The organism is Amycolatopsis iheyensis, assembly GCF_024703995.1.
In the GTDB taxonomy this organism is placed as follows: Bacteria; Actinomycetota; Actinomycetes; order Mycobacteriales; family Pseudonocardiaceae; genus Amycolatopsis; species Amycolatopsis iheyensis.
The window spans coordinates 41,547-61,756 of sequence record NZ_JAMXQV010000038.1 but is presented as its reverse complement, the minus strand read 5'-3'; the positions used below and the strand labels follow the sequence as shown (position 1 = coordinate 61,756).

Below are 20,210 nucleotides of genomic sequence, written 5' to 3'. Positions count from 1 at the left end.
CGAGTCACAACGCGCGGATCCGCGGGCTCGGTATATGCTGGCGGCCCGTGGGACTTCAGTCACGGGCTACCAAGTACGTCTTTGTCACCGGAGGCGTCGCCTCCTCTCTGGGTAAGGGACTCACGGCTTCCAGCCTCGGTCAGCTCCTTACCGCGCGCGGGCTTCGCGTCACGATGCAGAAGCTCGATCCGTACCTCAACGTCGACCCCGGGACGATGAACCCGTTCCAGCACGGTGAGGTGTTCGTCACCGACGACGGCGCCGAGACCGACCTCGACATCGGGCACTACGAGCGCTTCCTCGACCGCGACCTCGACGGCAAGGCCAACGTCACGACCGGTCAGGTCTACTCCGAGGTGATCGCCAAGGAGCGCCGCGGCGAGTACCTCGGCGACACGGTGCAGGTCATCCCGCACATCACCGACGAGATCAAGTCCCGGATCACCGCCGCGGCCGAGCCGGACGAGAACGGCGTGTCGCCGGACGTCGTCATCACCGAGGTCGGCGGCACGGTCGGCGACATCGAGTCGCTGCCGTTCCTGGAGGCCTGCCGCCAGGTCCGCCACGACGTCGGCCGCGACCACTGCTTCTTCCTGCACGTCTCGCTGGTGCCGTACCTGGCGCCCTCGGGCGAGCTGAAGACGAAGCCGACCCAGCACTCCGTCGCCGCGCTGCGCAACATCGGCATCCAGCCCGACGCGCTGGTCTGCCGGGCCGACCGCGAGATCCCCGAGGACCTCAAGCGCAAGATCGGCCTGATGTGCGACGTCGACACCGAGGCCGTCATCGCCTGCCCCGACGCGCGGTCCATCTACGACATCCCGAAGGTGCTGCACGGCGAGGCGCTCGACGCCTACGTCGTCCGCCGCCTCGGGCTGCCGTTCCGCGACGTCGACTGGACGGTGTGGGGCGACCTGCTCGACCGCGTGCACAACCCGAACGAGGTCGTGCGGATCGCGGTCGTCGGCAAGTACATCGACCTGCCCGACGCCTACCTGTCGGTCACCGAGGCCCTGCGTGCGGGCGGGTTCGCCCACCGCGCCAAGGTCGAGATCGTCTGGGTCGCCTCCGACGACGCGCAGACCGCGTCCGGCGCGGCGTCCGTGCTGTCCGATGTGGACGGTGTGCTGATCCCGGGCGGGTTCGGCATCCGCGGCATCGAGGGCAAGGTCGGCGCGATCGAGTACGCCCGCACCCGCGGCGTGCCGCTGCTCGGGCTGTGCCTCGGCCTGCAGTGCATGGTCATCGAGGGCGCCCGGCACCTGGCCGGGATCAAGGACGCCGGGTCGTCGGAGTTCGACGAGAACACCCAGCACCCGGTGATCTCGACGATGGCCGACCAGCGCGACGTCGTCGCGGGGGAGCGGGACATGGGCGGCACCATGCGCCTGGGCGCGTACCCGGCGAAGCTCAAGCCGGGCTCGCAGGTCGCGAAGGCGTACGGCACCACCGAGGTGTCCGAGCGGCACCGCCACCGCTACGAGGTGAACAACAGCTACCGCAAGCAGCTCTCGGACGCGGGGCTCGTGTTCTCCGGCACCTCGCCGGACGACCGCCTGGTCGAGTTCGTCGAGCTGCCGGCCGACAAGCACCCGTTCTTCGTCGGCACCCAGGCGCACCCCGAGCTCAAGAGCCGCCCGACCCGGCCGCACCCGCTGTTCAGCGCGTTCGTCAAGGCCGTGGTGGACCGCAAGGTCGCCGAGCGGCTGCCGGTCGAGCTGCCCGAAGCCCCCGTGGCCGCCCGGTGACCGCGCCGGGCGAGCACGAGTTCAGCGTCGCGTCCAGCCGGGACGTCCACATCGGACGCGTCGTCGGCCTGCGGGTCGACGACGTCGTGATGCCGGGCGGGCACACCGCCGTGCGCGAGGTCATCGAGCACCTCGGCGCGGTGGCGATCGTCGCGCTGGACGAGGAGCAGCAGGTCACGCTGATCCACCAGTACCGGCACCCGATCGGGCACCGGCTGTGGGAGCTGCCGGCCGGCCTGATCGACCACCTCGGCGAGGACCCGGTCGGCACGGCCAAGCGCGAGCTGGTCGAGGAGGTCGGCCTGGCGGCGGCGGACTGGGTGACCCTGGTCGACGTCGCGGCGTCGCCCGGGTTCACCGACGAGGTGGTGCGGGTCTTCCTGGCCCGCGGACTGTCCGATGTGGACCGCGACGTGCTCGGGGACGAGGAGGCCGACCTGGTTGTCCGCAAGTTCCCGCTCGCCGAGGCGGTCCGGATGGCGTTGGCGGGCGAGCTGCTCAACGGCGCGACGGTGTCCGGGGTGCTGGCGACGCACGCGGTGCTCACCGGCGCGGGCTCGGCGCGTCCGGCCGACGCCCCGTGGGAGGACCGCCCGACGGCGTTCGCGAAGCGCAAGCAAGCCTGACCGCCCGGGTTCCATGCGCCCCAATGTGGCGTTGGGTGCGTTGGACGCACCCAACGCCACCTTGGGGCGCTTGAGTCGTGGCCTCCGGGAGCCTCGGGCGCGCTCCCAATGTGGCCTTCGGTGCGTCGGACGCACCGAAGGGGCCCTTGGGTGCGTCAGACGCAACCAAGGCCACATTGGGGCGCTCGGGTCAGGGGCGAAGCGGGCGGCCCTGGGCGTCCAGGCCGCCGTTGGCCAGCAGCGTGATGCCGTCGATGATCGGCCAGACGATGCCGATCCCGGTGACCATGACGACCAGCAGCTGGAGCAGGCCCAGGCCGATCTGGCCGGTGTAGAACCGGCCCGCGCCGAACGGCAGCACGATCTGCAGCACCCCGGCCACCGTCTTGGACCGGTAGGAGTAACCGACCGGGCGGTACGGCATCGGCGCCGGCGGCGGCGCGTACGGGTTCGGGGAGTAGGCCGGCAGCTGCATCGTCGTCTGCGCGTACGCCGGCGGCGGCCCGAGGAACCCCGGGTGCGGCTGCGGCAGGTCGGCGAACAGCGGGCGCAGGTCGGCGACCGTGACCGCCGCGTAGGCGTCCGTCACCCGCGTCTCGTACTCGTCCGGCGTGATGCGGCCCATGCCGAAGTGGTCGGCGAGCAGTCTCGCCGCTTCCTCCCGCTCGGCCGTGCCGATGCGGAGCGCGTCCGACTCCATGAGTCCAAGGTAACCGCGTGAAGCTGAGAACGGGGTTTCTGCCGGGTCACGAGCCCCGGGCGGCCTAAGGTGTCCCGCGTGGTAGCCGCGGGCAGCACGGACGGCGTGATCGCCGCGTACCTCGACCACCTGGTCGTCGAACGCGGGACCGCGCGCAACACGCTGGACAGCTACGCCCGTGACCTGCGCCGGTACGCCGCGCACCTCGACGGCGCGGGCATCGGCAAGGTCGTCGACGTCACCCCCGCGCACGTGACCTCCTTCGGCGCGGCGCTGCGCGAAGGCGACGAAGAACACCGGCCCCTGGCGGCGTCTTCGGCCGCGCGGGCGCTCGTCGCCGTGCGGGGGCTGCACAAGTTCGCCCACGCCGAAGGCCTCACCGAGCACAACCCGGCCCGCGAGGTCCGCCCGCCGACGCCGGCCAAGCGGCTGCCCAAGGCGCTGCCGGTCGACGACGTCCTGCGGCTCCTGGAGACCCCGCCGCCGGACGGCGAACGCCCGCTGCGCGACCGCGCGCTGCTGGAAGTGCTCTACTCGACCGGCGCCCGGATCTCCGAGGCCGTCGGGCTGGATGTCGACGACGTCGACGACACCGAACGCACCGTCCTGCTCGACGGCAAGGGCGGCAAGCAGCGGCTCGTCCCGATCGGCCGTCCCGCGCTCGCCGCGCTGCACGCCTACACCGTGCGGGCGCGACCGGCGCTCGCCGCGCACGGCCGGGGCACGTCGGCGCTGTTCCTCAACGCCCGCGGCAGCAGGCTTTCGCGGCAGAGCGCGTGGCAGGTCCTCAAGGACACCGCCGAACGGGCGGGCATCACCGCCGGGGTTTCGCCGCACACGCTCCGCCACTCCTTCGCCACGCACCTGCTCGAGGGCGGCGCGGACGTCCGGGTCGTGCAGGAGCTGCTCGGCCACGCCTCGGTGACGACGACCCAGGTGTACACGCTGGTCACGGTCAACACCCTGCGCGAGGTGTACGCCACGGCGCACCCGCGGGCGTTGGGCTAGATGGCCCTATAGAGCTCCAAGGGCCTTCCTACGCTGCACCGACGGTCGAGTGACATTGCCCCCTCGGGTCCGGCGCGTTGCTTTGCCGGGGCTCCGGCTCCGCGCATAGGCTGCGTCGGACGCGACGAACAAGGAGTCTTCTCGCCATGTCGACACCGAACCAGCCGGCCGTCCCGGCCGAGTCCGCCGGGTCGGCGGCGGCGAACCTCAACGACGTCAAGATCGCGACGCCGGAGATCCACGACGGCGACGAGCCGCAGGAGCGCAACGGCAAGAAGGTGAAGCTCGAGGGCATCGGGCCGACCGGCCGCCCGATCCGCGAGCACCCCGACCCGGCCCCGCTGGACAAGCACGGCCCGGCCAAGATCATGGCGATGTGCAACCAGAAGGGCGGCGTCGGCAAGACGACGTCGACCATCAACCTGGGCGCCGCCCTGGCCGAGTACGGCCGCAAGGTGCTGCTCGTCGACTTCGACCCGCAGGGCGCGCTCGCGGTCGGCCTGGGCATCCAGCCGCACGAACTGGACCACACGGTCTACAACGCCATCATGGAGCGGTCGGTCTCCGCGACCGACGTGCTCATGAAAACCCGCGTCGACGGCGTTGACCTGCTGCCGAGCAACATCGACCTGTCCGCCGCGGAGGTCCAGCTCGTCGCTGAGGTAGGGCGCGAGCACACGTTGTTACGGGTCCTTCGTCCGGTCATGAACGACTACGACTATGTTCTTGTCGACTGCCAGCCCTCGCTCGGCCTGCTCACGGTGAACGCGCTGACCGCCGCGGACGGCGTGATCATCCCGCTGGAGTGCGAGTTCTTCAGTCTGCGAGGCGTCGCCCTCCTGATCGACACCATCGAGAAGGTGCAGGAACGCCTCAACCCCAAACTGGACATAGTCGGGATTCTCGCCACCATGTACGACCCGAGAACCCTGCATTCGAAGGAGGTCATGGCTCGCGTGGTGGAGGCATTCGGCGAGACCGTGTTCGACACGGTCATCAACCGCACCGTGCGGTTCCCCGAGACGACGGTCGCGGGTGAGCCGATCACGACCTGGGCGCCCAAGTCGGCCGGCGCGGCGGCGTACCGTCAGCTTGCTCGCGAGGTGATCGCTCGGTGAGCAGGCGCGCCTCCCTGCCCGGAGCGTCGGAACTCTTCCGCATCACCTCCAGCCCCGCTCTCGACCTCCCCGCCCAGGCGCCGCCCGCGCCCGCCGAGCCCGCCGAGAAGCCCAAGCCCGCGGGCAACGGCCGCGGCGAGCAGCTCTCCCGCAGCGCGGCCCCGCACGGGTCGGGCCGCACGAAGCACGACGCGAAGATCACCGTGTACGTCTCCGGAGACGAGCTCGTGGCCATGGAGCAGGCCCGGCTGACGCTGCGCGCGAAGCACGACCTGGTCGTCGACCGCGGCCGGCTGGTGCGCGAGGCGGTCGCGGTGCTGCTGGCCGACTTCGACCAGAACGGCGACGAGTCGGTGCTGGTGCAGCGGCTGCGGGTGGTCGGCTCAGACGGCGGCGAAACCGAGGGCTGATGGACGAGCCTTCCCCGGCACCGGCTCCGGCGGACGAGGTTCCCGAAGAGCACCAGACAGTGCACGGCGGGATGATCCCCGAGGGCCTGAACACCGAGGAACTGAGCACGTCGAAGTTCAAGGTGCGGCTGGCCAACTTCGAAGGGCCGTTCGACCTGCTGCTGCAGCTGATCTCGCAGCACCAGCTCGACGTCACCGAGGTGGCGTTGCACCGGGTCACCGACGACTTCATCGCCTACACGCGGGCGCTGGGCACCGACTGGAACCTCGACGAGACGACGGAGTTCCTGGTCATCGCGGCGACGCTCCTGGACCTGAAAGCCGCGCGGCTGCTGCCGTCGGCCGAGGTGGAGAGCGAAGACGATCTCGCCCTGCTCGAGGCCCGCGACCTGCTGTTCGCGCGGATCCTGCAGTACCGCGCGTACAAGCAGGTGGCGGCGTTGTTCGGCGAGCTGGAGCAGGGTGCGCTGCGGCGCTACCCGCGGTCGGTGGCGCTGGAGGAGCGGTTCGTCGGGCTGCTGCCCGAGGTCATGCTGGGTGTGACGCCGCAGAAGTTCGCCGAGATCGCGGTGGCGGTGTTCCGCCCGAAGCCGCCGCCGACGGTGTCGATCGCGCACATCCACATGGGCCGCGTGTCGGTCCGCGAGCACGCGGCTCTGCTGCGGGTGAAGCTGGCCGAACGCGGCGAGGCGACGTTCGGCGAGCTGGTCGAGGACTGCGAGCACACGGTGGAGATCGTGGCGCGCTTCCTGGCGCTGCTGGAGCTCTACCGCGAGGCGACGGTCCAGTTCGAGCAGACCGAGGCCCTGGAGGAGCTGCACGTCCGCTGGACGGGCGGGTCGAAGGAAGAAGCCTCCGCGGCGGCCGAGCTGGACCGCGCCGCCGGAGACGAAGAGGAGTACGGGTGAGCCCCGAAGACAAGACACCGGAGCCGGGCGAGGGCGCGGCGGAGCTGGCGTTGGACGAGGCCCTGTCCGGCGAGCCGGTCGACGAGGACGGCTCGCCGGTGGAGCCGCCGGCCGAGGAGACGGTGGTCGTCGAGCCTGCCACGGGGGCGGCTGAAGTCGCGCCTGCCGATGAAGCTCCGGTCGAGGAGACGGCTGCCGCCGAAGATGAGCCGGCCGACGAGGCTGCCGCTGAGCCCGTCGCGGAAGCTGCCCCCGAGCCCGAGCCCGAGCCCGAGCCCGAGCCCGAGCCCGAGCCCGAGCCCGAGCCCGAGCCCGAGCCCGAGCCCGAGCCCGAGGCGGCACTTTCACGTGAAAGTGCCGCTCCCGCGGAGTCGGAAGCCGAGGCGGAGCTTTCACGTGAAAGCTCCGCCCCTGTGGAGTCCGATGCGGCCGATCCCGAGTCCGATCTCGTCGCCGCCGGGGATGTCGACTCCCTGCCCGACGTCACCACCGACGAGGCGCTCGAAGCCGCCCTCGAAGCCCTTCTCCTCGTCGTCGACTCGCCCGCCAGTGAGGAATCGCTCGCCGAGACCGTCGGGCAGCCCAAGGCGCGGGTCGTCGTCGCGCTGCGGACCATGGCGCAGAAGTTCACCGACCGGACCTCCGGGATCGACCTGCGGCGCGTCGGTGAGGGGTGGCGGTTCTACACTAGGGATGTCTACGCCCCGTTCGTGGAGAAGCTCCTGCTCGACGGCCAGCGGTCGAAGCTGACCCGGGCCGCGCTGGAGAGCCTCGCCGTGATCGCGTACCGGCAGCCGGTGACCCGTGCGCGGGTCGCCGCGGTGCGCGGCGTGAACGTGGACGGCGTGATCCGGACGCTGCTCGCGCGAGGCCTCATCGAAGAGATGGGCACCGACCCCGAGACGACCGGCACGCTGTACGTGACGACCGAGCTGTTCCTGGAGCGACTGGGGCTGTCGTCACTGAACGACCTGCCCGCCATCGCTCCGTTGCTACCCGAAGTGGACTCCATCGATGACATCCAGTGAACACCCCGACGGCGTCCGGCTGCAGAAGGTGCTCTCGCAGGCCGGCGTTGCCTCGCGGCGCGCGGCGGAGGACCTGATCGCGGCCGGCCGGGTCGAGGTGGACGGCCAGATCGTCACCGAGCTGGGCCGCCGGGTGCACCCGGACGAGGCGGTCATCCACGTCGACGGCACCCGCGTGAACCTCCGCGACGACCTGATCTACCTCGCCTTCAACAAGCCCAAGGGCGTCCACTCGACGATGTCGGACGACCGCGGCCGCCCGTGCGTCGGCGAGTACCTGATGGGCCGCTACGAGGAGACGCCCGGTGTCGTGCACGTCGGCCGCCTCGACGAGAACACCGAGGGCCTGCTGCTGCTGACCAACGACGGCGACCTCGGCCACCGGCTGATGCACCCGTCCTACCGGGTGCTCAAGACCTACCTCGCCGAGGTCGACGGCCTCGTCCCGCGCGGGCTCGGCAAGGAGCTCCGCAAGGGCTGGGAGCTCGAGGACGGCATCGTGAAGGTCGACCAGTTCCGGGTCAAGGACATGCACTCCGGAAAGTCGCTGGTGGAGCTGGTGATCCACGAGGGCAAGAAGCACATCGTGCGCCGCCTGCTCAAGGACACCGGGCACCCGGTGCTCAAGCTGGTCCGCACCGCGGTCGGCGACGTCCAGCTCGGCAACCAGCGCGTCGGCTCGATCCGGCGGCTGACCAAGGGCGAGGTCGGCGCGCTCTACCGCAACGTGGAGCTGTAACAACCGACTTTCCGCCGTGGCGCGAGACCGCCGCCACTGCCAGCGTTGACGCATGCGATCCGGTCTGGCACTGCTCGCGCTCGTCCTCTTCACGTCGTTCCTCCCCGGGGTGGCGCACGCGGCCCCCGCGGCGAGCGACCCGGTCTACGACTACGCGAAGGCGATCCGCGAAACCGTCTGGGTCGACATCGGCCACGACGGTGACGGCGACGGCAGGCCCGACCGCGTCGCCGCCGACATCGTGCGGCCGAGCGAGCTGACCTCGGGCGTGCCGGTGATCATGGACGCCAGCCCGTACTACTCCTGCTGCGGGCGCGGCAACGAAAGCGAGCTCAAGACCTACGACAGCGCCGGGAAACCGGTGAAGTTCCCGCTGTTCTACGACAACTACTTCGTGCCGCGCGGGTACGCCGCGGTGCTGGTCGACCTGGCCGGGACGAACCGCTCGGCCGGTTGTGCCGACGTCGGCGGCACTTCGGACGTCGACTCGGCGCGCAAGGTCGTCGACTGGCTGAACGGCCGCGCGACCGGCTACAGCGCGAAGACCGGCGGCACCGCGGTGACCGCGGGGTGGAGCAGCGGGAACGTCGGCATGATCGGGAAGTCCTACGACGGCACGATCGCCAACGGCGTCGCGGCGACCGGTGTCGCCGGGCTGAAGACGATCGTGCCGATCTCGGCGATCAGCTCCTGGTACGACTACTACCGCTCCGACGGCGCGACCTTCGGCTTCAACCCGGACGGGCTGGCGCAGACGGTCGAGGCGCGCAACAGCGGGCAGAACTGCTCGGCGCAGAACCAGCTCCTCCGGCAGGGCGCGACGGCCAACGGCGACTACGGGCCGCTCTGGGCCGAACGCGACTACGCGGCGCACGCGGGCAGCGTGCGGGCGAGCGTACTGCTTTCCCACGGCGTCAACGACCTCAACGTCAAGACCATCCACTTCGGACAGTGGTGGGCCGGGCTGAAGGTCGAGAAGAAGATCTGGCTGTCGCAGACCGGGCACGTCGACCCGTTCGACTACCGCCGCTCCGCCTGGGTCGACCTGCTGCACCGGTGGTTCGACCACTACCTGCTCGGCGTGGACAACGGCGTGCAGAACGGGCCGCAGGCGAGCGTCGAGCGGCAGCCGGACCAGTGGGCCGACCAGAGCGCTTACCCGGCGGCGAACGCCGTGGCGACGACGCTGCGGCCGCACACCGGCGGCACGCTCGGCACGTCGGCGGCGTCGGGAACCGCGTCGTTCACCGACAACCCGAACCTCGGCGAAGACACCTGGGTGACCAACCCGGGCAGCGCGGCGCTGACCTACTCGACCGGGACGCTGGCCTCGGACCTGCAGGTCTCCGGGACCACGTCGGTCACCGTGACGGCGACGCCGAGCACGGCGTCGGCCCGGCTTTCGGCGCTGCTGGTGGACCTCGGCCCGGCGACGATCCGCAACTTCGCCGGCAGCGGCGAGGGGATCAAGACGGGGACGACCGAGAACTGCTGGGGCTCGTCGACGTCCGGGGACGACGCTTGTTACAAGATCGCGTCGGCGGACGTGAAGAAGGTGAACTACACGATCCTCAGCCGCGGCTGGGCGGACCTGGCGAACTACGCGTCGCTGTCGCAGGAACGCCCGTTGACGCCGGGGACGGCGTACTCGATGACGTTCCGGCTGGCCTCGACCGACCACGTGGTGCCGAAGGGCCACGCGCTGGCGCTGATCATCGGCGGCACGGACGGCAGCTTCATCCGCGGGCCGGCCCAGCCGGGCCGGGTGACGCTGGACCTGGCCCGGACCTCGGCATCGGTCCCGCTGGCGGGAGTGGTCCCGGCGGCGACCACCCACCCGACCCCGGGCGGCGGCGCGCACGTGCCGTCGGCGGGCCGGGCGGACCTGCGCTGACCCAGACCCCCATGCGCCCCAATGTGGCGCTCGGTGCGTTGGACGCACCGAACGCCACATTGGGTGCGTTGGATGCACCCAACGCCACATTGGGGCGCTCTGGACCGGGCTAGCTTGCTTCGGCCGGTGCTGTCCGGGTGGACGACTTTCGTTGCAGTGCGCGGGCGATCGGCTCCACCACCCGGGCCGCCGTCGGGCCGAGGATCGCCATCAGCAGGACGTACGCCGTCGCCAACGCCGCCAGCTCGCCCTTGACCGCGCCCGCCGTCACCGCCAGGCCCGCGATGACGATCGAGAACTCGCCTCGTGCCACCAAGGCCGCTCCGGCCCGCGCCCGGCCCATCTTCCCGATGCCTTGACGGCGCGCGGCCCACCAGCCGGTGCCGACCTTCGTCAGCGTCGTGACCACCGCCAGCACGATCGCCCAGCCGAGCACCGGCGGGATCGACGCCGGGTTCGTGTTGAGGCCGAACACCACGAAGAACACCGCGGCGAACAGGTCGCGCAGCGGCTCGAGCATGTGCGTCGCGTTCTCCGCCGTCGACCCCGAGATCGCGATGCCCAGCAGGAACGCGCCGACCGCGGCCGACACCTGCATCGCCGAGGCCAGGCCCGCCACCAGCAGCGCCGCGCCGAGGACCTTGAGCAGGAACACCTCGCGGTCCGGGCTGTCGACGGCCGCCGAGACGTACCGGCCGAACTTCAGCGCGATCACCAGCACCACAGTGATCACCAGCAGCGAGATCCCGACGGCCTCCAGGCCGCCCAGGAACGAGACGCCGCCCAGCACCGCCGTCAGGATCGGCAGGTAGAGCGCCATCACCAGGTCCTCGAACACGAGGATCGACAGCACCACCGGCGTCTCGCGGTTACCGAGCCGGCCGAGGTCGCCCAGCACCTTCGCGACGATCCCGGACGACGAGATGTACGTGACGCCCGCCATCACCATCGCGCCGACCGGGCCCCAGCCCAGCAGCAGCGCGACGGCCGCGCCCGGGGCGGCGTTGAGGACGATGTCGAGCAGCCCGGCCGTCCAGGACCGGCGCAGGCCGGTGAACAGCTCGGCCGCGGAGTACTCCAAGCCCAGCAGCAACAGCAGCAGCACGACGCCGATTTCGCTGGCCAGGTGGGTGAAGCCGCCGATGTCGGTCAGCGGGATCAGCCCGCCGGAGCCGAAGCAGAGGCCGCCGAGCAGGTAGAGCGGGATGGGGGAGAGGCCGATCTTGCCGGCCAGGCGCCCGAGCGCGCCCAGCACGAAGAAGACCGCCCCCAGTTCGATCAGGGACAGTGCGGTGTGGTCCATGGTCGGCTCAGCCGTACTTCAGGATCTTGGCGGCGGCCTCGAGGCCTTCGCTCGTGCCGACGGCGACCAGCAGGTCGCCGCCGGTGAGCGCGAAGTCGGGCGTCGGCGAAGGGTGCACCTGCCCCGCCCGGGCCACCGCGACCACCGAGACGCCGGTGCGCGTGCGCATCGCCGTGTCGCCGAGCGTGCGCCCGTCGAAGGGCCCGGCCGGCTTGATCGGCAGCTGCTTCGTGCTGATCCCCGGCAGGTCCTGGTGCTCCTCGGTGAGCTGCGCGACCAGCTGCGGCGCGCCGAGGAGGTTGGCCAGCGTGCCCGCCTCGTCCGCGGTCAGCGGGATCGAGGCGGCGCAGGCGTCCGGGTCGTCCGACTTGGACACGATGAGCTCGGTGTGGCCGTCCCGCTGCGACACGACGCCGATGCGGCGGCCGGTACGGGTGCTGAAGTCCTTGCGGACCCCGATGCCGGGAAGAGGGGTTACTTCGACGTTCACCCAACCACCGTAACCCACGTGTCCGTTTCGCGACGTTCAGCCGAGCAGGAGCAGCACCGACGCGACGACCATCACGACGGCGGTCAGGCCGTGGACGCCGAACGCGATGGCCTTCTTCCCCCGGTGGCGCAGGATGATCAGCATGTCGAAGACGGGCCAGAGCGCGGCGGCGAGGAAGGCCCAGCCCAGCGCGTGCGGGTCGCCGTAGACCAGCAGCGCCAGCGGGACCAGGCCGGCGCCGATGTCGCGGCCGCCCTTGACGTTGAGGAAGGTCTGGGCGTTCTCTGGGACTTCGGTGAAGCCGAAGCCCGCGGCGATCTTGGCCGGCGCGAAGAGGTAGTTGAGGCCGACGTAGATGATCCCGAGCGAGACGAGCCCGACGAGGACGTAACCGGCGACGATCATGGTGTTCCCTCCAGTTTTCTAGCATCGCTAGGATTGCTAGCAACGCTAATCTAGCGGCGCTAGTTTGTCTAGCAGTGCTAGCGTGTGACGTATGACCCAGCGACAACGGCGTGTGCGCGACCGGACCGAGCGCGGCCAGCGGATCGTCACCGCGGCCCGGGAGCTGGCCGAGGCGGAAGGCTGGGACGCCGTCACGACCCGGCGGCTGGCGGCGCTGATCGAGTACAGCCAGCCGGTGCTCTACAGCCACTTCCCCGGCGGCAAGGACGCGATCATGGCGGCTGCCGCGCTGGAGGGCTTCGCCGAGCTGGCGGCGACGCTGGTGGCGGCCCGCCCCGGCGGCCTCGGCGGGGTGGCGGAGGCGTACGTGGCCTTCGCCGAGGTGAAACCGGGCCTCTACGACGCGATGTTCACGCACGCGTCGGAACTGCGGTTCGCCCAGGACGACACCCCGGACGTGATGAAGGCGTGCTTCGAGGAGCTCTTCGCGGTCATCCAGCCGACGGCGGACGAGCGGAACGCGGGCGCGTTGACCGAGGTGTTCTGGAGCACGCTGCACGGGCTGGTGATGCTGGACCGGGGCCATCGGCTGTCCCCGGTCCACCGTGACGAGCGCCTCGCGCTCGTGGTGGAGCGCTTCGGCACGCGGGGCGACTGATCTCCTCCGCACCCCGACCGGCAGAATGGGGGTCGGCCCAGCCATGTCGAGAACGCGAGGAGAGTGCCGGTGACGGGAGCCCTACGTGGTGTGGTCGCGCTGGACGGCCCGTCGGGGACCGGGAAGACCACCGTCGCGCGCAAGCTCGCCCAGCGGCTCGGGGCCGGCTACCTCGACACCGGCGCCATGTACCGGATGGTCACCCTCGCCGTGCTGCGCGCCGGGGTCGATCCCGCTGACGCCGAAGCCGTCGCCCGGGTCGCCGACACCGCCGACTTCGGCATCGGCACCAGCCCCGACCGGCCCGAGATCCGCCTCGGCGCGGACGACGTCGCCGCCGACATCCGGGGGCCCGAGGTCACCAAGGCCGTCTCGCCGGTCTCGGCGGTCCCGCACGTGCGTGAGCTGCTGGTCGCGCGGCAGCGGCGGATCATCGACGACGTCGTCGGGCACCGCGGCGGCATCGTCGTCGAGGGCCGGGACATCGGCACCGTCGTGGTGCCGGACTCGCCGCTCAAGGTCTACCTCACCGCCTCCGCCGACGTCCGCGCGTCGCGCCGCAGCACCCAGGACACCGCCGCCGGGCGCAAGTCGTCGGTCGCCGACGCGCTGGCCAGCGTCGAGCGCCGCGACCACCTCGACTCGACCCGGGCCGCCTCCCCGCTGCGCGAGGCCGACGACGCCGTGCACGTCGACACCTCGGAACTGTCGATCGACCAGGTGATCGTCGCCCTCAGCGAGCTGGCCAGCCACCGCGGCATCCTGGCGGACTGCAAAGAAGAAGTGGCGCGATGAAAGCTGACGGACTGCCGGAAGGCTCCGTCGGCTGGCTCCACGACGCCGGCCGGATCTTCGGCCGGTACCATTTGCGGTCGGCCTTCCGCATCCGCGTGCACGGCCGGGAGCGCATGCCCGCCACCGGGCCGGTGCTCGTGATCGCCAACCACAGCTCCATGATCGAACCGCAGCTGATCTTCGGAATGCTTCCCCGGCGTTCGGCGTTCCTGGTCAAAGCCGAGATGTTCACCGGGCTCGTCGGGAAGTTCTTCCGAGCGATCGGGCAGATCCCGCTCAAGCGCGGCGAGATCGACCGCAAGCCGCTGCTCACCGCGGTCGGCGTGCTCAAGGGCGGCGGTGTCGTCGGGATCTTCCCCGAAGGCACCCGCGGCGCGGGCGACGTCGGCGCGGCCGAACGCGGCGCGGCCTGGCTGGTCCGGGCCTCCGGCGCGACCGTGCTCCCGGTCGCGACGCGGGGGACCCGCAAGCCGGCCGACGGCAGACGGCGCTGGCGCCCGCGCGTGGACATCCTCGTGGGGGAGCCGTTCACGCCGAAGGTCGGCCCCGGCAAGACCGGGCTCGACCAGGGCACCGAAGAGCTGCGCGGCGAGCTCGCGGCGCTCGTGAAGACTTTGGACGATTGGCGTAGCGAAAACGGATTCGCTACGCCGTAAGGGAAATTGGGTAGTGATGGAAGAGTTGGACAGCATCGGCGAAGTCGACGGCACTTGGTCCGAGGAGACCGAGTTCGCCGCGCTCGACGCGCAGATCGAGGCGGCCGAGCTGGCCGAAGAGGCCGCGCTCGCGCAGCCGGTGCTCGCCGTCGTCGGCCGCCCGAACGTGGGCAAGTCGACGCTGGTCAACCGCATCCTCGGGCGCCGCGAAGCCGTCGTGCAGGACGTGCCGGGCGTGACCCGCGACCGCGTCGCCTACGACGCCTACTGGGGCGGCCGCAAGTTCACCCTGGTCGACACCGGCGGCTGGGAGCCGGACGCGACCGGGCTGCAGGCCTCCGTCGCCGCCCAGGCCGAGCTCGCCATGCAGACCGCGGACGCCGTCCTGCTGGTGATCGACGCCACGGTCGGCGCCACGGCCACCGACGAGGCCGTCTCGCGCGTCCTGCGCCGCTCGAAGAAGCCGGTGCTGCTGGCCGCCAACAAGGTCGACGACGACCGCCTGCTCGCGGACACCGCGTCGCTGTGGTCGCTCGGCCTCGGCGAGCCGCACCCGGTCAGCGCCCTGCACGGCCGCAGCTCGGGCGACCTGCTCGACGCCATCCTCAAGGCCCTGCCCGAGTCGCCGCGCGAAGGCGGCGCCGTGACGTCGGGGCCGCGGCGCGTCGCGCTGGTCGGCAAGCCGAACGTGGGCAAGTCGAGCCTGCTCAACAAGCTTTCGGGCGAGGAGCGCTCGGTCGTCGACTCGGTCGCGGGCACCACCGTCGACCCGGTCGACTCGCTGGTCGAGCTGGACGGCGAGACCTGGCGGTTCGTCGACACCGCGGGCCTGCGCAAGCGCGTCAACTTCGCCGCCGGCGCCGAGTACTACGCCTCGCTGCGCACCAAGACCGCGATCGACGCGGCCGAGGTCGCGATCGTGCTGCTCGACGCGGCCGAGCCGCTTTCGGAGCAGGACCTGCGGGTGCTGACCATGGTCGTCGAGGCCGGGCGCGCCTGCGTGCTGGCGTTCAACAAGTGGGACCTCGTCGACGAGGACCGCCGCCACGCGATGGTCCGCGAGCTGGAGCGCGGCCTGGTCCGCGTGCCGTGGGCCGAGCGGGTCAACATCTCGGCGCTGACCGGCCGCTCGGTGCGCAAGCTCGCGCCGGCGCTGCGGACGGCGCTGGGTTCGTGGGACCAGCGGGTGCCGACCGGCCAGCTCAACGCGTGGCTGTCGGACCTCGTCGCGGCCACCCCGCCGCCGGTCCGCTCCGGGAAGCAGCCGAAGGTGCTGTTCGCGACGCAGGCGGGCATTCGGCCGCCGACGCTGGTCCTGTTCACCACCGGATTCCTCGAAGCGGGCTATCGCCGGTTCATCGAACGCAAGTTCCGTGAGCGGTTCGGCTTCACCGGCAGCCCCGTTCGGGTGAATGTGCGTGTCCGGGAAAAGAAGGCGAAGCCGAAGGTCGGCGGAAAAGCGGCCAGGCCCGCCAAGTCCCGGTGAGTTTTTGACGTCCCAGCTGACGTCCGGCCGGCGTGGTCCGCTCGGTGCGACCTGGATCACGCTGGTCAGGGCGGTCTTGGTGAGGTCCGACACTCCGTCGTGATCTCGAAGATATGTTTCCTTCATCTGCGAGTATGGTGGAGGGTCGTTGCGGGCGCCTCATTCAGGAGTGCAAGCCCGGTGAGGCTCGCGGAAGGTGAGTGATGGGCTTGCGCGCCCATAGTTCGTCCCTGCACGTCTTCGTTCCGGTCGAGGTGAACGCCCGATGACCGTCACGATCGAACCCGCCGAATCCGCCGCGGAAATCACCGCGCCGCTCGCGTGCGTCGCCGAAGTGACGCACGCGCCCTCGACCACCCCGGTCGCCGACCGGGCGCTGTTCTGGTCCGGCCTCGGCGCCAGCGAGCGCACCCTGCTCGACATCGTCGCCACCACCGCGGAGCGGCACCCCAACGCCGCCGCGATCGACGACGGCACCACCGTCCTGACCTACCGCCGGCTGCTGGAGGAGATCGACGCCTACGGCCGCCGCCTGCGCGGCTACGGCGTCGGCCTCGGCGACCGCGTCGGCATCCGGATCTCCTCCGGCACCGCCGAGCTGTACGTCGCGATCCTCGCCACCCTGTCCGTCGGCGCCGCCTACGTGCCGGTCGACGCGGACGACCCGGACGAGCGCGCCGAGCTGGTCTTCGAAGAGGCCCAGGTCGCCGCGGTCGCGACCGACGGCAAGATCAACGTCCACAGCACCCCGGGCGGGCGGGACGGCGTCCCCGGCCCGGCCGACGACGCGTGGATCATCTTCACCTCCGGCTCCACCGGCAAGCCCAAGGGCGTCGCGGTGACCCACGCGAGTGCCGCCGCCTTCGTCGACGCCGAGGCCGAGCTGTTCCTCGCCGAGGAGCCCATTGGTCCCGGCGACCGCGTCCTGGCCGGCCTGAGTGTCGCCTTCGACGCCTCCTGCGAAGAGATGTGGCTGGCCTGGCGCCACGGCGCCTGCCTGGTGCCGGCGCCGCGCGCGCTGGTCCGCACCGGCGTCGACCTCGGCCCGTGGCTGGTCGCGCAGCGCATCACCGTCGTCTCGACCGTGCCGACGCTGGCCGCGCTGTGGCCCGCCGACGCGCTCGAGGACGTCCGCCTGCTCATCTTCGGCGGCGAAGCGTGCCCGCCGGAGCTGGCCGAGCGCGTCGCCGTCGAAGGCCGCGAAGTCTGGAACACCTACGGCCCGACCGAGGCCACCGTCGTCGCCTGCGCCGCGCAGCTGACCGGCGAGGGCCCGGTCCGGATCGGCCTGCCGCTGGCCGGCTGGCAGCTCGCCGTGGTCAACGACGAGGGCGAGCCGGTCGCCATGGGCGAGACCGGCGAGCTGGTCATCGGGGGTGTCGGCCTGGCCCGCTACCTCGACGCGCAGAAGGACGCCGAGAAGTTCGCGCCGCTGCCGTCGCTGGGCTGGCAGCGCGCCTACCGCTCGGGCGACATGGTCCGCGCCGAAGAAGACGGCCTGCTGTTCCTCGGCCGGCTCGACGAGCAGGTCAAGCTCGGCGGCCGCCGCATCGAGCTGGGCGAGGTCGACGCCGCGCTGCAGGCCCTGCCGGGCGTGCAGGGCGCGGCCGCCGCGATCCGGCGCACCAAGGCCGGCAACCAGGTCCTCGTCGGCTACGTCGTCCCCGGCGACGAGCCCTTCAACCACGACGACGCCGCGAACCGGCTGCGCGAGCACCTGCCCGCCGCGCTGGTGCCGCTGCTGGCCGTCGTCGAAGACCTGCCGACCCGCACCTCCGGCAAGGTCGACCGCAACGCCCTCCCGTGGCCGCTGTCCACTGTGGACGCCACCGGGCTGTCGCCGACCGAGACGTGGCTCGCCGAAGGCTGGGCCGAGATCCTCGGTGTGTCGGTCGACGACCCGAAGGCCGACTTCTTCACCCACGGCGGCGGCAGCCTGACCGCCGCGCAGGTGGTCGCCCGCATCCGCACCCGGCACCCGCAGGTGTCGGTCGCCGATGTCTACGCCCACCCGAAGCTGGGCGCGCTGGCCGCGATGCTGGACGCGCTGAGCGGCGCGGCCACCGAACGCCGCGACATCGCGCCGACCCCGCGTCGCGCCGGTGTGGTCCAGACGCTGCTGATGGTCCCGCTCATGGGCCTGGTCGGCCTCCGCTGGGCGACGCTCGCCGCCGCGCTTTCGAACACGATGGCGCTGCTCGGGGTCACCTGGGCGCCGACGCTCAACTGGGCGTGGCTCGGCCTGGCCTGGGTCGTGCTGTTCAGCCCGGCCGGCCGGATCGCGATCGCCGCCGGTGGCTCGCGCGTGCTGCTCTCGGGCGTCCGCCCGGGCACCTACCCGCGCGGCGGGAGTGTCCACTTGCGACTGTGGACGGCCGAGAAGCTGGCCGAGTTCTCCGGAGCCGACAGCGTCGCCGGCGCGTCCTGGATGACGACGTACGCGAAGGCGCTCGGCGCGCGGATCGGCAAGGACGTCGACCTGCACTCGCCGCCGCCGGTCACCGGCTTCCTGAAGCTGGGCCGCGGCGCCGCGATCGAGCCCGAGGTCGACCTGTCCGGCCACTGGGTCGACGGCGACGTCGTGCACATCGGCAAGGTCCGCGTCGGCGCGGAAGCCCGCATCGGCGCGCGCAGCACGCTGTTCCCCGGGGTGCGCATCGGCAAGGGCGCGGAGATCGCGGCCGGTTCGACCGTCCGCGGCGCCGTCCCGGCCGGGCAGCGCTGGGCCGGTTCGCCCGCGGCGCGCGTTTCCAAGGACGAGCGTGACGCGCTGAAGTGGCCGTCGAGCCGCCCGCCGCGGTCGCACTTCTGGGCCACCGTCTACGGCGCGACCTCGCTGCTGCTCGGGTTCCTGCCCGGCATCGCCGCGCTGGCGGGCGTCGCCGTGCTCGGCTACGCGATCGCCGGCGCCCCGACGCTCCTCGACGCGTTCGTCCAGGCGATGGTCTTCGTGCCGGTCGCCACGGCCGCGTACTTTCTGGCGTACATGCTGCTCGTGCTGGTCGGCGTCCGGGCGCTGAGCGTCGGCATGGTCGAGGGCTACCACCCGGTGCACGGCCGCGTCGCGTGGCAGGTCTGGGCGACCGAGCGCCTGATGAGCATGGCCCGCGAAGGTCTGTTCCCGCTGTACGCCAGCCTGTTCACGCCGGTGTGGCTGCGGCTGCTCGGCGCGAAGGTCGGCCGCAACGTCGAGGCGTCGACCGTGCTCGCGCTGCCGAAGATGACCAAGGTCGACAGCGGCGCGTTCCTGGCCGACGACACCATGGTCGCCACCTACGAGCTCGGCCACGGCTGGCTGCACGTCGCCCCGGCGCGGATCGGCAAGCAGGCGTTCCTCGGCAACTCGGGGATGACCGCGCCCGGCCGTTCGGTGCCCAAGCGCGGACTCGTGGGTGTGTTGTCCTCGACGCCGCTGAAGGCGAAGAAGGGCTCGTCGTACCTCGGCATGCCGCCGCTGCCGGTGCGTCGCGCGGTCGGCGAGGCCGACACGAGCCGCACCTACACCCCGGCGCTGCACCTCAAGGCGGCGCGGGCGCTGGTCGAGCTGTGCCGGATCATCCCGGTGATGTGCGGGGTCGCGCTGACCGTGTCGGTCGCGTTCGGGCTGCTGTGGGTCGCTTCCGCGTACGGCTTCGGCGTCGCCCTGCTGCTGGCCGGGCCGGCCCTGCTGGCCGCCGGGATCGTCGCGGCGCTGACCGCGACCGTGCTGAAGTGGCTGCTGGTCGGCAAGTTCCGCGAGGTCGACCACCCGCTGTGGAGCTCCTTCGTCTGGCGCAACGAGCTGGCTGACACGTTCGTCGAGGCGCTCGCGGTGCCGTGGCTGATCGGCTCGGTCGGCGGCACCCCGCTGCTGAGCGCGTGGCTGCGCACGATGGGCGTCAAGATCGGCCGCGGCGTGTGGCTGGAGACGTACTGGCTGCCCGAGGCCGACCTGGTCGAGCTGGGTGACGGCGCGACGATCAACCGCGGCTGCGTCGTGCAGACGCACCTGTTCCACGACCGGATCATGAGCATGTCGCGCGTGGCGCTCGGCGAGGGCGCGACGCTCGGCCCGCACGGCATCGTGCTGCCGGGCGCGGGCATCGGCGCGCGCACCACGGTGGGCCCGGGCTCGCTGGTGACTCGCGGCGACGAGGTGCCTGCCGACACGCGCTGGCTGGGCAACCCGATCTCCGCGTGGACGGGCAAGTAGGCAAGAAGGTCACGAAGTACCCACCGGGCTCGCCGGACTCACTCGT

18 protein-coding genes are annotated in these 20,210 nt (G+C 71.6%); 14 read left to right on the top strand and 4 right to left on the bottom strand.

The genetic code is table 11. The annotated features are described in order from the left end of the window. Positions 1-47: 47 nt before the first annotated feature. Complete coding sequence (gene pyrG, locus M8542_RS44955; RefSeq protein ID WP_257926539.1) at positions 48-1,748, top strand: CTP synthase; 1,701 nt, start codon at positions 48-50, stop codon at positions 1,746-1,748. Next, positions 1,745-2,374, top strand: coding sequence for an NUDIX domain-containing protein (locus tag M8542_RS44950; protein ID WP_257926538.1), 630 nt, complete (start codon positions 1,745-1,747; stop codon positions 2,372-2,374). The genes pyrG and M8542_RS44950 overlap by 4 nt, the downstream gene beginning before the upstream one ends. Positions 2,375-2,564: 190 nt before the next feature. Here the strand turns inward: M8542_RS44950 and M8542_RS44945 are convergent, their stop codons facing one another. Further along, entirely contained in the window at positions 2,565-3,074 is a 510-nt protein-coding gene (locus M8542_RS44945; protein WP_257926537.1) for a DUF1707 domain-containing protein, read from the bottom strand. 105 nt (positions 3,075-3,179) lie between these two features. Here M8542_RS44945 and xerD point away from each other — a divergent pair, with 105 nt between their 5' ends. The 7 genes from xerD to M8542_RS44910 all read left to right on the top strand — a co-directional run bounded on the left by xerD (position 3,180) and on the right by M8542_RS44910 (position 10,179). After that, complete coding sequence (gene xerD / locus M8542_RS44940; protein ID WP_257926562.1) at positions 3,180-4,082, top strand: site-specific tyrosine recombinase XerD; 903 nt, start codon at positions 3,180-3,182, stop codon at positions 4,080-4,082. Positions 4,083-4,228: 146 nt separating this feature from the next. Continuing rightward, positions 4,229-5,200, top strand: a complete 972-nt coding sequence (locus M8542_RS44935) for a ParA family protein (RefSeq protein WP_257926536.1) — start codon at positions 4,229-4,231, stop codon at positions 5,198-5,200. Then, entirely contained in the window at positions 5,197-5,610 is a 414-nt protein-coding gene (locus tag M8542_RS44930; RefSeq protein WP_257926535.1) for a cobyrinic acid a,c-diamide synthase, read from the top strand. Before M8542_RS44935 ends, M8542_RS44930 begins: the two co-directional genes overlap by 4 nt. Continuing rightward, the gene (locus M8542_RS44925) at positions 5,610-6,518 is read left to right on the top strand and encodes a segregation and condensation protein A (protein WP_257926534.1); all 909 of its coding nucleotides are present in this window, start codon (positions 5,610-5,612) and stop codon (positions 6,516-6,518) included. Before M8542_RS44930 ends, M8542_RS44925 begins: the two co-directional genes overlap by 1 nt. Further along, positions 6,515-7,546 (top strand): SMC-Scp complex subunit ScpB, encoded by a 1,032-nt coding sequence (scpB, locus tag M8542_RS44920; protein ID WP_257926533.1) that lies wholly within the window; start codon positions 6,515-6,517, stop codon positions 7,544-7,546. The genes M8542_RS44925 and scpB overlap by 4 nt, the downstream gene beginning before the upstream one ends. Next, positions 7,533-8,285, top strand: a complete 753-nt coding sequence (locus tag M8542_RS44915; protein ID WP_257926532.1) for a pseudouridine synthase — start codon at positions 7,533-7,535, stop codon at positions 8,283-8,285. The genes scpB and M8542_RS44915 overlap by 14 nt, the downstream gene beginning before the upstream one ends. A 52-nt stretch (positions 8,286-8,337) precedes the next feature. Then, positions 8,338-10,179, top strand: coding sequence for a Xaa-Pro dipeptidyl-peptidase (locus M8542_RS44910; protein WP_257926531.1), 1,842 nt, complete (start codon positions 8,338-8,340; stop codon positions 10,177-10,179). Positions 10,180-10,288: 109 nt separating this feature from the next. On the opposite strand, the gene M8542_RS44905 is transcribed toward M8542_RS44910, so the two are convergent. Genes M8542_RS44905 through M8542_RS44895 form a run of 3 tightly spaced genes read right to left on the bottom strand, consistent with a single transcriptional unit; the run spans position 10,289 to position 12,377 of the window. Beyond that, on the bottom strand, positions 10,289-11,482 hold the full coding sequence (locus M8542_RS44905) for a cation:proton antiporter (RefSeq protein WP_257926530.1): 1,194 nt from the start codon (positions 11,480-11,482) through the stop codon (positions 10,289-10,291). 7 nt (positions 11,483-11,489) lie between these two features. Then, positions 11,490-11,972, bottom strand: coding sequence for a cation:proton antiporter regulatory subunit (locus M8542_RS44900; RefSeq protein WP_257926529.1), 483 nt, complete (start codon positions 11,970-11,972; stop codon positions 11,490-11,492). A gap of 36 nt (positions 11,973-12,008) precedes the next feature. Continuing rightward, a complete protein-coding gene (locus M8542_RS44895; RefSeq protein ID WP_257926528.1) occupies positions 12,009-12,377 on the bottom strand; it encodes a DUF4267 domain-containing protein in 369 nt (122 codons plus the stop codon). Positions 12,378-12,489: 112 nt separating this feature from the next. Here M8542_RS44895 and M8542_RS44890 point away from each other — a divergent pair, with 112 nt between their 5' ends. The 5 genes from M8542_RS44890 to M8542_RS44870 all read left to right on the top strand — a co-directional run bounded on the left by M8542_RS44890 (position 12,490) and on the right by M8542_RS44870 (position 20,164). Then, entirely contained in the window at positions 12,490-13,035 is a 546-nt protein-coding gene (locus M8542_RS44890; protein ID WP_257926561.1) for a TetR/AcrR family transcriptional regulator, read from the top strand. Positions 13,036-13,125: 90 nt separating this feature from the next. After that, entirely contained in the window at positions 13,126-13,830 is a 705-nt protein-coding gene (gene cmk / locus M8542_RS44885; RefSeq protein WP_257926560.1) for a (d)CMP kinase, read from the top strand. Further along, positions 13,827-14,486, top strand: a complete 660-nt coding sequence (locus M8542_RS44880) for a lysophospholipid acyltransferase family protein (RefSeq protein WP_257926527.1) — start codon at positions 13,827-13,829, stop codon at positions 14,484-14,486. The genes cmk and M8542_RS44880 overlap by 4 nt, the downstream gene beginning before the upstream one ends. A 16-nt stretch (positions 14,487-14,502) precedes the next feature. Beyond that, positions 14,503-15,972 (top strand): ribosome biogenesis GTPase Der, encoded by a 1,470-nt coding sequence (gene der, locus M8542_RS44875; RefSeq protein ID WP_257926526.1) that lies wholly within the window; start codon positions 14,503-14,505, stop codon positions 15,970-15,972. A gap of 265 nt (positions 15,973-16,237) precedes the next feature. Beyond that, a complete protein-coding gene (locus M8542_RS44870; RefSeq protein WP_257926525.1) occupies positions 16,238-20,164 on the top strand; it encodes a Pls/PosA family non-ribosomal peptide synthetase in 3,927 nt (1,308 codons plus the stop codon). Positions 20,165-20,210 lie beyond the last annotated feature (46 nt).

Excerpts from the sequence above, each read along its gene's own strand:
- M8542_RS44870 (WP_257926525.1), top strand. The coding sequence starts at position 16,238 with ATGACCGTCACGATCGAACCCGCCGAATCCGCCGCGGAAATCACCGCG.
- der (WP_257926526.1), top strand. The coding sequence starts at position 14,503 with ATGGAAGAGTTGGACAGCATCGGCGAAGTCGACGGCACTTGGTCCGAG.
- M8542_RS44905 (WP_257926530.1), bottom strand. The coding sequence starts at position 11,482 with ATGGACCACACCGCACTGTCCCTGATCGAACTGGGGGCGGTCTTCTTC.
- M8542_RS44925 (WP_257926534.1), top strand. The coding sequence starts at position 5,610 with ATGGACGAGCCTTCCCCGGCACCGGCTCCGGCGGACGAGGTTCCCGAA.
- M8542_RS44915 (WP_257926532.1), top strand. The coding sequence starts at position 7,533 with ATGACATCCAGTGAACACCCCGACGGCGTCCGGCTGCAGAAGGTGCTC.
- M8542_RS44945 (WP_257926537.1), bottom strand. The coding sequence starts at position 3,074 with ATGGAGTCGGACGCGCTCCGCATCGGCACGGCCGAGCGGGAGGAAGCG.
- M8542_RS44910 (WP_257926531.1), top strand. The coding sequence starts at position 8,338 with ATGCGATCCGGTCTGGCACTGCTCGCGCTCGTCCTCTTCACGTCGTTC.
- M8542_RS44880 (WP_257926527.1), top strand. The coding sequence starts at position 13,827 with ATGAAAGCTGACGGACTGCCGGAAGGCTCCGTCGGCTGGCTCCACGAC.
- M8542_RS44935 (WP_257926536.1), top strand. The coding sequence starts at position 4,229 with ATGTCGACACCGAACCAGCCGGCCGTCCCGGCCGAGTCCGCCGGGTCG.
- M8542_RS44895 (WP_257926528.1), bottom strand. The coding sequence starts at position 12,377 with ATGATCGTCGCCGGTTACGTCCTCGTCGGGCTCGTCTCGCTCGGGATC.